The sequence below is a fragment of the Promicromonospora umidemergens genome, assembly GCF_024171995.1.
Classification (GTDB): domain Bacteria; phylum Actinomycetota; class Actinomycetes; order Actinomycetales; family Cellulomonadaceae; genus Promicromonospora; species Promicromonospora umidemergens.
The window spans coordinates 75,384-86,583 of record NZ_JAMTCT010000006.1 but is presented as its reverse complement, the minus strand read 5'-3'; the positions used below and the strand labels follow the sequence as shown (position 1 = coordinate 86,583).

At 74.4% G+C, this 11,200-nt stretch carries 10 protein-coding genes; 7 read left to right on the top strand and 3 right to left on the bottom strand.

The window, feature by feature from the left end:
- Position 1: 1 nt before the first annotated feature.
- From APR04_RS12240 to APR04_RS12210, 7 genes are all read left to right on the top strand, one after another.
- On the top strand, positions 2-487 hold the full coding sequence (locus APR04_RS12240; RefSeq protein ID WP_253870633.1) for a DUF3180 domain-containing protein: 486 nt from the start codon (positions 2-4) through the stop codon (positions 485-487).
- 35 nt (positions 488-522) lie between these two features.
- A complete protein-coding gene (locus APR04_RS12235) occupies positions 523-1,014 on the top strand; it encodes a PH domain-containing protein (RefSeq protein ID WP_253870631.1) in 492 nt (163 codons plus the stop codon).
- Positions 1,011-2,666 carry a PH domain-containing protein gene (locus tag APR04_RS12230; protein ID WP_253870630.1) on the top strand — a complete coding sequence of 552 codons (1,656 nt, stop codon included), beginning with the start codon at positions 1,011-1,013 and terminating at the stop codon, positions 2,664-2,666. The genes APR04_RS12235 and APR04_RS12230 overlap by 4 nt, the downstream gene beginning before the upstream one ends.
- A gap of 3 nt (positions 2,667-2,669) precedes the next feature.
- Positions 2,670-3,644, top strand: a complete 975-nt coding sequence (locus APR04_RS12225) for a Rossmann-like and DUF2520 domain-containing protein (protein ID WP_253870628.1) — start codon at positions 2,670-2,672, stop codon at positions 3,642-3,644.
- A 101-nt stretch (positions 3,645-3,745) separates the two neighbouring features.
- Entirely contained in the window at positions 3,746-4,603 is an 858-nt protein-coding gene (gene panC, locus APR04_RS12220; RefSeq protein WP_253870980.1) for a pantoate--beta-alanine ligase, read from the top strand.
- A 4-nt stretch (positions 4,604-4,607) separates the two neighbouring features.
- The gene (gene panD / locus APR04_RS12215) at positions 4,608-5,114 is read left to right on the top strand and encodes an aspartate 1-decarboxylase (protein WP_253870626.1); all 507 of its coding nucleotides are present in this window, start codon (positions 4,608-4,610) and stop codon (positions 5,112-5,114) included.
- Positions 5,111-6,811, top strand: coding sequence for an L-aspartate oxidase (locus APR04_RS12210; RefSeq protein ID WP_253870624.1), 1,701 nt, complete (start codon positions 5,111-5,113; stop codon positions 6,809-6,811). The genes panD and APR04_RS12210 overlap by 4 nt, the downstream gene beginning before the upstream one ends.
- 56 nt (positions 6,812-6,867) lie before the next feature.
- Here APR04_RS12210 and APR04_RS12205 read toward each other — a convergent pair whose 3' ends face one another.
- Genes APR04_RS12205 through APR04_RS12195 form a run of 3 tightly spaced genes read right to left on the bottom strand, consistent with a single transcriptional unit; the run spans position 6,868 to position 11,182 of the window.
- Positions 6,868-8,676: an acetyl/propionyl/methylcrotonyl-CoA carboxylase subunit alpha gene (locus tag APR04_RS12205; protein WP_253870623.1), complete on the bottom strand. Its 1,809-nt coding sequence runs from the start codon at positions 8,674-8,676 to the stop codon at positions 6,868-6,870.
- The gene (locus tag APR04_RS12200) at positions 8,673-10,400 is read right to left on the bottom strand and encodes a 5-oxoprolinase subunit B/C family protein (RefSeq protein WP_253870621.1); all 1,728 of its coding nucleotides are present in this window, start codon (positions 10,398-10,400) and stop codon (positions 8,673-8,675) included. The genes APR04_RS12205 and APR04_RS12200 overlap by 4 nt, the downstream gene beginning before the upstream one ends.
- Positions 10,397-11,182 (bottom strand): LamB/YcsF family protein, encoded by a 786-nt coding sequence (locus tag APR04_RS12195; protein WP_253870619.1) that lies wholly within the window; start codon positions 11,180-11,182, stop codon positions 10,397-10,399. The genes APR04_RS12200 and APR04_RS12195 overlap by 4 nt, the downstream gene beginning before the upstream one ends.
- Between the last annotated feature and the right edge of the window lie 18 nt (positions 11,183-11,200).

Here is an 11,200-nt window from a genome sequence, read left to right as displayed (position 1 = left end):
CATGCGCAGGACGCCGATCGGGTCGCTGATCGCAGTTCTCGTGGCCGTCGCGTTCGTCGGCTGGCTCGTCCTGCGCGCCCTGGAGGCGCGCGGCGTGTACCTGCCGGAGGTGCCGTGGCTGGTCGACGTGGCGATCCTGGTGCTGGCCGGAGCGGTGTTCTGGTCGGGCTGGGGGGTGCGGTCGTACCAGAAGGGGAAACGGCCCTCGCTCGACGGCCTCCGGGCCGCTCGGACGCTCGTCCTGGCCAAGGCGGCCGCACTGACGGGCGCCCTCCTCGGCGGCTGGTACCTCGCCCAGGTCCTGGTCGTGCTGGGCGACCTCGCGATCGAGTCGCGTCGGGACCACGCGATCGCGGCAGGCATAGCGGTGCTGTGCTCGGTGGTGCTCGCCGTCGTCGGACTGATCGTCGAGAAGTTCTGCGAGCTCCCGCCGTCCGACAAGGACCGAGCGAGCTCGGACGAGGGCGAGTCCCCGGCCCCTGCCTGAGACCGCGCTGTCCATGGCTTGCCCTCTGCGGAACAATGGCCAACATGACCAGCCCCTTCGAACCACACGATGTGACCTGGAACCGCGTGTCCCCGCGCCTCGTGACGGCCATGCTGGTGCCGGCCGCCATCAGCCTCGGCATACCGGTGGTCGTCGGCGTCGTGCTCGCCGTGACCGTCAGCCCGTGGTTCTGGTTCCTCGCCGGTGTTCCCGCCGCCTTCCTGCTGTGGTCGCTCCTGCTGGTCCCGCGCCAGGTCAGGGCCATCGGCTACGCCGAGCGCGACGACGATCTCCTCATCCGCAAGGGGGTCTTGTTCAAGGCGATGGTCGTGGTGCCGTACGGCCGGATGCAGTACGTCGACGTCGAGGCGGGGCCCCTGGACCGCAAGCTGGGCCTGGCGAAGGTCCAGCTCCACACGGCGTCCGTCGGCACGGACGCCCAGATCCCCGGCCTGCCGCCGGACGAGGCGGCGCGCCTGCGCGACCGCCTGGCGTCCCGCGGTGAGGCTCGGCTGGCGGGGCTGTGAGCACTCCGGAGCACGACCTCGAACAGAGCGGTCCCGGCTCTGCCGCCCAGCGTGCACAGCCTGACGCCGAGGAGCTCGACTGGCGACGCGTGCACCCGGTCACGCCCCTGGTCCGGGGCTGGGCGGTGGTCGGTGCGGCCATCGTGATCCTTGGCCAGCAGAGTCTCGACGGTGGGCCGCGCGGCGGTGTCGTCGAGCTGATCACCAGCGAGTACTGGTGGACCGTGCTGGCCGCGCTCGCCGCCGTCGCGCTGGTGGGCTGGGGCTACTCGGTGCTGGCCTGGCGCATGACCACCTACGCCATCGGCGAGGAGACCGTGCACCTGCGGCGCGGAATCCTGTTCCGCCAGCAGCGGCACGCCCGCCTGGACCGGCTGCAGTCGGTAGACATCCGGCAGCCGCTCGTCGCCCGGTTCTTCGGCCTGTGCGAGCTCACCCTCGAGACTGCCGGCGGCACCGACTCGGGCGTCGCCATCGGATTCCTGAAGGGGTCCGACGCCGACGAGCTGCGGGCCGAGCTCCTCGCGCGTGCGGCCGGTCTCAAGGTGACCAAGGCCCGCCCTGCCGAAGCAGGCACCCAGCCGGCCTCCGGCACGGTGGCAGCTCCTGTCGGCGCTCCGACGCCGGAGGGCGGGCCGCAGGTCGCCGGGCCGCACGGCGCCGTCGAGCCCACCGGCGCGCCGGGTGCGCCCGGTGCACCGGACACAGCAGCCGGCGCTCCGGCGGACGCGCACGCCACGGCGGCCGTCGAGGCACCACAGGTGCCGGTGCTCACCGTGCCGCTGGGGCGTCTGGTCGCCTCGGTGGTGCGCTCGGGGGCGATGATCACGCTGGTCCTGTGGGCGCTGGCCGTGGTGGTGGTCATGATCGTCACGGGCGAGTTCGCCGTGATGACCGCCTCGCTGCCTGCCGTGCTGGGGGCAGGCGGGTACCTGTTCGGCCGGCTCACCGGCGAGTTCGACTTCCGGGTGGCGATCTCGCCCGACGGCGTCCGGCTGCGTCACGGCATGCTGGAGACGCGGTCCCAGACGATCCCGCCCGGCCGGGTGCAGGCGGTCCGTCTGGTGCAGAGCGTGCTGTGGCGCGGCCGCGACTGGTGGCGCGTGCAGGTCAACGTCGCAGGCTACGGCGGTGGCGAGAGCGACGACAAGAACAGCGTGCTCCTGCCCGTCGGCACCCGCGAGGAGGCGCTGACGGTGCTGTCGCTCGTGCTGCCGGACCTCGGCGTCGACGAGCCGCGCCGCATCCTCGACGCGGGGCTGGACGGCGACTCCCGGACCGAGAGCGCGTACGTCGCAGCTCCCCGTCGGACGCGCATACTTGATCCGGTGGCGTGGCGGCGCAACGGGTTCACGGTGACCGGCCGCGCGCTGCTGCTGCGCAGGGGCCGCATGGTCAAGATCCTGGACGTGGTACCTCATGAGCGGACGCAGTCGCTGGGCCTGAGCCAGGGTCCGTGGCAGCGCCGGCTGGGTGTCGCCTCGTTCCAGGCGCACTCCACCCAGGGCCCGGTGGGTCCGGTGGCATCGCACCTCGACGCGGCCGACGCCGCACGGCTCATGGCCGAGCAGGCCACGCGCGCCCGCACCGCACGCGCGGCAGCGGGTCCCGAACGATGGATGGAGAACCAGGGTGACAGACCGGGAGACTGACCGGTGAGCGCCTCCGACGAGCCAGGCCGCCGGCCCGGCCGGCTGGGCGTCGGCGTGGTCGGCGCGGGCCGCGTGGGTGCCGTGCTCGGCAACGCGTTGCGCGCGGCGGGCCACGCCGTCGTCGGCGCGAGCGGCATCTCGGAGGACTCGAGGGAGCGCATCGAGATGCTGCTGCCAGGTGTTCCCAACCTCGAGGTGCCGGAGGTCGTGGAGCGGGCGGAGCTGGTCCTCCTCGCGGTGCCCGACGACGCACTGGGCCCCCTGGTCGCGGGCCTCGCCGAGACCGGTGCCTGGCAGTCGGGACAGCTCGCTGTCCACACGTCCGGCCGCTACGGGACCGCCGTCCTTGAGCCCGCCCGGCTCGGCGGCGCGATCCCGCTCGCTGTGCATCCCGCCATGACGTTCTCCGGTACGTCGCTCGACCTGGCGCGCCTGGAGGGCTGCACGTTCGCCGTGACCGCCCCGGCCCCCGTGCAGCCGATCGGGCAGGCCCTCGTGGTCGAGATCGGGGGCGAGCCCGTGATCGTCGACGAGCAGCTCCGCGGCCTCTACCACGCGGCCCTCGCGCACGGCGCGAACCACCTGGTGGTGCTCGTCGCGCAGGCGGCGCAGGCGCTGGAGGCGGCTGGGATCGAGGCGCCCGGCCGGGTGCTCGCACCGCTGCTCTCGGCGGCGCTCGAGTCGGCGACGCGGTCGGCCGACGCGCGCGACGGCGTCGGCCCGGGGGCCATCTCCGCGCTCACCGGGCCGGTCTCGCGGGGCGACGTCGGCACCGTGCGCCGTCACCTGACAGAGCTCAGCAACCTGGCCGCCGCCAGCGGCGCCACCGACGTACCCGACAGCTACACAGAGCTCGCCCGCGGCGCCACGCGCCGTGCGCTGGCGAGCCACCGCATCGACGACTCCGCCGCACAGGCGCTGCTGGACGCGCTGGACGGCGCGACAGGGGAGTCGCGCGCAGGAAGGAAGACACAGTGACCGCAGAGGCTCTCACCCCGCCCGACACGCCGGCCGATGCTGGGTCCGCGCAGCGCACGCCGCTCGTGGTCCGCACCCGTTCGGAGCTGCGCGACGCGCAGATGCGCTGGGCCATCGCAGGTCCCCTGGTGCCGGCGGGGCTCGACGCGGACCCCGGCCGGCGCGCGGTGGTCATGACGATGGGGGCGCTGCACGACGGGCACCTGGAGCTCGTGCGCCGGGCGCGTGCGGAGGCAGGGCCGAACGGCCAGGTGGTCGTCACGATCTTCGTTAACCCGTTGCAGTTCGGTGCGGGAGAGGACCTCGGCGCCTACCCCCGGGACCTGGACGGCGACGTCGCCAAGCTCGCCGGCGTCGGGGCTGACGTCGTCTTCGCGCCGACGCCCGACGTCGTCTACCCCGACGGCGACCCCGTGGTCCGGGTCGCCGCGGGACGCATCGGCGACGTGCTGGAGGGCGAGCACCGTCCCGGGCACCTGGACGGCGTCCTCACCGTGGTGCTCAAGCTGATGCACCTGGTGCGTCCCGACGTCGCCCTCTTCGGCGAGAAGGACGCCCAGCAGCTCCTGGCCGTGCGGCGCATGGTGCGCGACCTGGAGGTGTCGGTCGAGGTGGTAGGCGTGCCGACGGTCCGCGAGGCCGACGGACTCGCCCTGTCCTCCCGCAACGCCTACCTCTCGCCGGAGGAGCGGGAGCACGCCCTGGCCCTGTCCCGCGCGCTGGGGGCGGGTGCTGCGGCCCCCGACAGCGGCGGAGCAGGTGTGATCAACGCCGCGCGGCAAGTGCTGGACGAGGCCGACGGCGTCGTGGTCGACTACCTCGCGCTCGTCGATCCGGTGACCGCCCGCTCGGTCGCCGACGACTTCTCCGGCCATGCGCTGCTGCTCGTGGCCGCACGGGTGGGTACCACCCGCCTGATCGACAACCAGGCCGTCGAGGTCTCGCCAGACCAGAGGTAACGCCATGAGCTCCACCGAGCACCGCCCGCCCGTCGGTCGCCCCGCATCGCTGCAGCGGCCCATGATGATCGCGAAGATCCACCGCGCCACCGTGACGCAGGCGGACCTGCACTACGTCGGGTCCATCACCGTCGACGCCGACCTGCTCGACGCCGCCGACCTCGTGCCGGGCCAGCAGGTCGACGTCGTCGACGTGACCAACGGCGCGCGGCTGACCACCTACGTGATCCCTGGTGAGCCCGGCTCCGGCCAGATCTGCATCAACGGCGCGGCCGCCCACCTGGTCACGCCCGGCGACGTCGTCATCCTGATCGCCTACGGCATGCTCTCGGACCACGACGCGCGGACCTTCCTGCCGAACGTCGTGTTCGTCGACGAGCAGAACCGCATCGTCGAGATCCATGACGAGCCCGGACACGTGCCCGACGGGTACGGCCTGCAGGAGAGCGGTCTCGCGATCGAGCCGTTCCAGCAGGCCGGCCTGGTGCGCACAGCGTCGGGCCGCGCGTGAGCGCCGGTCCCGGACCTCGTCTCGCACGCTCCCTCGCCGCACCGGCGCCCGGCTGGACCGCTGAGGCCGACGCGATAGTCGTCGGCTCCGGCATCGCCGGTCTGACGGCGGCGCTCGAGCTGCGTACGCACGTGCCGCGGGTGCTGCTCGTGACCAAGGGGCGGCTCCTGTCGGGCTCGACCGTGTGGGCACAGGGCGGCATCGCCGCGGCGCTCGACCCGTCCGACTCGCCCGAGGCGCACCTCGCGGACACCCTCGTCGCAGGCGGAGGCCTGTCCAACCCGGAGGCCGCGCAGGTGCTGGTCACCGAGGGCCCTGAGCGGGTGCGCGAGCTCGTGGCGCGCGGGGCGGTCTTCGACAAGGCGGCCGACGGCGACATCGCGCTCACCCGCGAGGGCGGCCACCACGCCGACCGGATAGCGCACGCCGGCGGTGACGCCACGGGTGCGGAGATCTCCAGGGCGCTCGTGGCGCAGATCGAGGCGGTCCGGCACGACCCCGGCATCGAGGTCGTCGAGAACGCCCTGGTGCTGGACGTGCTGACGACGGCACCCCTGGGTGGTCGGGGTGGGTCGAAGGGGAGCGGAGCGCGTGCCTGCGGTGTGACCCTGCACGTGCGGGGTACCGGCTCGCGGGACGGTGTCGGCGCCGTCCTTGCCCCGGCGGTCGTCCTGGCTACCGGCGGGATCGGGCAGGTGTTCCGGTCGTCGACCAACCCGTCCGGTGCGACGGGAGACGGCATCGCCGCGGCGCTCCGGGCAGGCGCGGTGCTCGGGGACCTGGAGTTCGTGCAGTTCCACCCGACCGTCCTGTGGCTGGGCACGGGCGCCAAGGGCCAGGTGCCCCTCATCTCGGAGGCCGTGCGCGGTGAGGGAGCGCTGCTCCTCGACGTCGACGGGCACCGGTTCATGCCGGCCGTGCACGAGATGGCGGAGCTGGCGCCGCGGGACGTCGTCGCGCACGCGATAGTGCGGCAGATGGCTGCCACAGGAGCCGACAACGTGCTGCTCGACGCCCGCCACCTGGGCCGCGAGTTCCTGCGGACCCGGTTCCCGACGATCAACCGGCGGCTGCTGGAGGCCGGGATCGACTGGTCGGAAGAGCCCGTGCCCGTGGCGCCCGCCCAGCACTACCACTCGGGCGGCGTCGTGACCGACCTCGACGGGCGGTCCTCGGTGGACGGGCTGTACGCGGTCGGCGAGGTCGCCTGCACCGGCGTGCACGGGGCGAACCGGCTCGCGTCGAACTCGCTGCTCGAGGGCTTGGTGTTCGCCTCCCGTGCGGCACGGGACGTCGCTGCGCGGTTCGCCGCCGGCGAGCTCAGGCCGGGCACGCCTGCCGAGCGCAGCGGCGGGTCCGCGCTGGTCGCGGCCGCCGCCCGGTCGCGGATCCAGAAGGTGACGTCCGCCGGGTCCGGCGTGATCCGCTCGGCGCGCTCGCTGGCCGACGTCGACGAGCGGCTCGCCGCCGTCCGCGCCGACGCGCACCGGACGACCGAGGTGGTGGCCGAGCCCCAGGCCGCCGAGTGGGAGACCACCAACGTGCACCAGGTGGCCCGCATCCTGACCCGGGCGGCCGCCCTGCGGGAGGAGACCCGCGGCGGCCACTACCGCACCGACTTCCCGAGACCGGACGAAGCGTGGAAGCGCCGCGTCCGGGTCTGGCTGGACGACGACGGAGTGCTGCAGGCCTGCTGAGGGTGGCAGATGAGTTCGGTCGGATGGGATGAGATCGGTCGGTTGACTGACCGATCTCATCCCATCCGACCGAGCTCATCTCGCGGAACACGCACATAGCCGATCGCTTCGCCCGTCGTCAGCCGGCTTCCCTCTGCCACGGAGTGCTCCAGCGTTCCTGCGGCCTCCGCGACGAGCTGGGTCTCCATCTTCATGGCCTCGACGACGGCGAGCGGCTGGCCGTCGGCGACGGTCTCGCCGTCGGGCACCAGCCAGCGCACCAGGGTTCCGGGCATGGCGGGGAGCAGCGGCACGCGTGCGTCGTCCACCCCGCTGCCCGACGCCGGCGGTGCGCCCTGAGCCTGTGCCGCACCAGCACCCGCCGCCGCACCGGAGCCCGTCGTCGGCCCTACGCCCCCGAACCCGATCTCACCCGGCGTGCGCACCCGGTGACGCTTCCCGTCGATCTCGACCCACGTGTCCACGACCCCGGGCTCGGCCACGGGCTCCGCCAGGGCCTGCGGGTCGATCGAGGCGAGCAGCTCCGTCTCTATCCACTGGGTGTGGACGGCGAACCCCGGCCCGGCCGTACCCGTGAACGCCGGGTCCGCCAGTACCGCACGGTGGAACGGCAGTACTGTCGGCACACCCTCCACCACGGTCTCGGCCGCGGCTCGCCGCGCCCGCGCGAGCGCCGCCTCCCGGGTGGCCCCCCACACGACGACCTTGGCGAACAGCGAGTCGAACTCGCCGGGGATCACCGACCCGGACTCGACCCCGGCGTCGACCCGGACGCCGGGGCCGCTGGGCGCGACGAACCGCTCGATGCGGCCCGGGCCGGGCAGGAACCCGCGCGCAGGGTCCTCCGCGTTGAGCCGCAGCTCGATCGCGTGCCCGCGGGGCTCGGGGTCCTCGGTCACGGACAGCGGCAGGCCGCTCGCGACGCGGAGCTGCTCGACCACGAGGTCCAGACCGGTGGTCTCCTCCGTGACGGGGTGCTCCACCTGGAGCCGCGTGTTCACCTCGAGGAACGAGCACGTGCCGTCGGCCCCGAGCAGGAACTCGACGGTCCCCGCGCCGCGGTACCCGGCGGCCGCGCAGAGGTCGCGCGCGGACTCGTGGATCCGCTTGCGCACACCTGGGTCGAGGAACGGTGCGGGCGCCTCCTCGACGAGCTTCTGGTTGCGGCGCTGCAGGGAGCAGTCCCGGGTGCCCGCGACCACCACGTGCCCGTGCTCGTCGGCGATGATCTGCGCCTCGACGTGCCGGGGCCGGTCAAGGAAGCGTTCGAGGTAGCACTCGCCCCGTCCGAAGGCGGCCTCCGCCTCACGCCGGGCGGCGTCGAACAGCTCGGGCACCTCGTCGAGGGTCCTCGCCACGCGCATGCCGCGCCCGCCGCCCCCGTGCGCCGCCTTGATGGCCAGCGGCAGGCCGTGCTCCTCGGCGAAGGCGAGCGCGGCGGCGGCGTCGGGCACCGGGCCGTCCGAGCCGGGCACCAGGGGCGCACCGACCGTCCGGGCCAGGTCGCGGGCGGCGATCTTGTCGCCGAGGAGCTCGATGGTGGCCGACGTCGGCCCCACCCACACCAGCCCTGCCTCCTCGACGGCCCGCGCTGCGGCGGCGCTCTCGGACAGGAAGCCGTATCCGGGGTGGACGGCGTCGGCACCGGACCGGCGTGCGACGTCGAGCAGCTTGTCCACCGACAGGTAGGTCTCGGCGGCGGTGCGCCCGTCCAGGGCCCAGGCATCGGAGGCGAGACGGACGTGCAGGGCGTCGGCGTCGCCGTCGGCGTACACCGCGACGGAGCGGATCCCCAGGTCGGCGCACGCACGGGCCACGCGGACCGCTATCTCGCCTCGGTTCGCGATGAGCACGGTGCGGATCATGGGGTGCCTCCTGGGTGGTGCTGAACAGTGTCGGACGGGAGCGCTGCCGGTGCGCGCCCGCGGACCTCGAAGCGAACGAGGGCCCCCGCAGGCAGCTGTCCGGCGAGCGGGACGTGGTCGGCGACGACCGCCCCGACCACGGGGTACCCGCCGGTCAGGGGATGGTCGGCGAGGAAGAGGACGGGCAGCCCGTCCGGCGGCACCTGGACAGCGCCGGTCACACAGCCCTCGCTGGGCAGCTCGGCCCCGTCCTGCTCAGGGACCCGGGCGAGCGGGTCACCGTCCAGCCGGAGCCCGATCCGGTTGGAGCGCGGGGTCACGAGCCAGTCCTGGCCGGTCAGCCGCGCGATCGCCGCGGTGTCGAACCAGTCGTCGCGCGGTCCGAGCACGATGGGCAGCACGGTGATCTCGCCCGGCGCGGGCAGGTCGTCCGACGCCGGGGCGGAACGCGGCACCGCAGCGGGCACGCCGCGCTCCGGTGCGCCGACCGGCAGCAGGTCACCGGGTCCGAGCGGATCCGGCCCCAGCCCGGCGAGCACGTCGGTGGCCCGGCTGCCGAGCACGGGCGGCACGTCGATCCCGCCGCGCACCGCGACGTAGGCGCGCAGCCCGCGGCCGGGTGCCGCGAGGCGCAGCACGTCGCCGTCGTCCAGCGCGAACGGTTCCCCGGACCGCAGGCGGCGGTCGTGGCGCGCCGGCTCGTCGGGAGCACCGGCGACCGGCGCAGCGCCGCCCGGCCCGGTACCCGCGCCAGGCCGCACCACGATCTCGCCCGCAGCCCCCGTCACGGCGAGCACCTGCGGCCCGTGGGCACGCAGCCGTAGCCCGCCCACCGACTCGACGACGGCGGCGTCGGGCGGGTTGCCGACCGCCCGGTTGGCCGCGCGCAGGCTCGGCCGGTCCAGCGCCCCGGACGCCGACACCCCGGAACCCTCGGAGCCGGGCCGCCCGAGATCCTGCACGAGGGCCAGTACTCCGGGGCTGACGATCTCGACCCCACCCGGTCGGGGGCCGGCCGTCTCCGGAAGGTCCGCCTCGACCATGCGATCAGGCACGGTTCTGGCCGCGGATCCGTGCCCAGCAGCATGGTCGAGGCGGACTTCCGCGGTCGCCCGCACCGCTACGAAACGGACCTCGTCGCCAGGGAGCAGCAGGGCCGGGCGCTCGCGCGTCACGTCCCAGACGAGGGCGTCGGTGCGGCCGACGAGCTGCCAGCCGCCAGGGCTCTCCCGCGGGTAGACGCCGCTGTACGGCCCGGCGAGCGCCACCGATCCGGCAGGCACCCTGGTGCGCGGGCTGGCGCGGCGGGGGACCACCAGCTCGGGGTCGTCGCTGGTGAGGTAGGCGAAGCCGGGCGCGAAGCCGACGAAGCCGACGGTCCACGCCGCGGCGGTGTGTCGCCGGACCAGCTCGTCGGTGCTCCAGGCGATCAGCTCGGCAGCCTCGGCGAGGTCGGCGCCGTCGTACCGGACGGGGATCTCGACGGTGCGGGCGGCGGAGGTGGCGCGGCGCTCCAGGGGTCGCGTCCGGAGCTCGGCGGCCAGGGCGTGCGCAGTGATCGCCGAGGGCCGGAACGGCACGAGCAGCGTCCGGGCGCCCGGCACGGGCACCCCGACGCCGCGCACCGGGTCGGTCGTGAGGGACTCGTAGAGCGCGACCGCCTGGTCGAGGTCGTCGAGCTCGACCAGGAGAGCGTCGTCGCGCGCGGTCAGGACACGGATCACGCGACGGGGCCGCTGCCCGACGCCGGGGCGAAGGCCGTGAGCTCTATGCCCTCGGCGTCGAACACCTCACGGATCCGCCGGGCCATGGCGACCGCACCGGGGGAGTCGCCGTGCACGCACACCGAGTCGGCGCGCACGGCGACGTCGGACCCGTCCACCGCGGTCACCACACCCTCGGTGACGAGGCGGAGCATGCGTCGCGCGACGTCGTCGGCGTCGTGCAGGACGGAGCCCGGCTCGCGCCGGGAGACGAGCCGGCCCTCCGGCGTGTACGCGCGGTCCGCGAACGCCTCGGTGGCGGTCGCGAGACCGGCGCGGGACGCCGCGGCGAGGGCCGCGCTGCCGGGCAGCCCCAGCAGCACGAGCCCCGGGTCGACGGCGGCGACGGCCGCCGCCACCGCCGTGGCCACCCGCTCGTCGACCGCCGCAGTGTTGTACAGCGCGCCGTGCGGCTTGACGTACGTGACGGCGGCCCCCTCGGCGTCGGCCAGACCGCGGAGCGCGCCGATCTGGTAGGCGACGTCGGCCTCGAGCTCGTCGTCCGGCACGTCCATGTTGCGCCGGCCGAAGCCGGCCAGGTCGCGATACCCGACGTGCGCGCCGATGGTGACGCCGTGCGCCACGGCGGACCGCACGGTGCGGCGGATGGTCGCCGGGTCGCCGGCGTGGAACCCGCAGGCGACGTTGGCGCTGGAGACGATGCCGAGCATCTGCTCGTCGTCGCCGAGACTCCAGCGGCCGAAGCCCTCGCCGAGGTCGCTGTTCAGGTCGACGGCGCTCATGGTGCGTTTCCTTTCGGT

Excerpts from the sequence above, each read along its gene's own strand:
- APR04_RS12240 (WP_253870633.1), top strand. The coding sequence starts at position 2 with ATGCGCAGGACGCCGATCGGGTCGCTGATCGCAGTTCTCGTGGCCGTC.
- APR04_RS12235 (WP_253870631.1), top strand. The coding sequence starts at position 523 with ATGGCCAACATGACCAGCCCCTTCGAACCACACGATGTGACCTGGAAC.
- panC (WP_253870980.1), top strand. The coding sequence starts at position 3,746 with ATGCGCTGGGCCATCGCAGGTCCCCTGGTGCCGGCGGGGCTCGACGCG.
- panD (WP_253870626.1), top strand. The coding sequence starts at position 4,608 with ATGAGCTCCACCGAGCACCGCCCGCCCGTCGGTCGCCCCGCATCGCTG.
- APR04_RS12205 (WP_253870623.1), bottom strand. The coding sequence starts at position 8,676 with ATGATCCGCACCGTGCTCATCGCGAACCGAGGCGAGATAGCGGTCCGC.
- APR04_RS12195 (WP_253870619.1), bottom strand. The coding sequence starts at position 11,182 with ATGAGCGCCGTCGACCTGAACAGCGACCTCGGCGAGGGCTTCGGCCGC.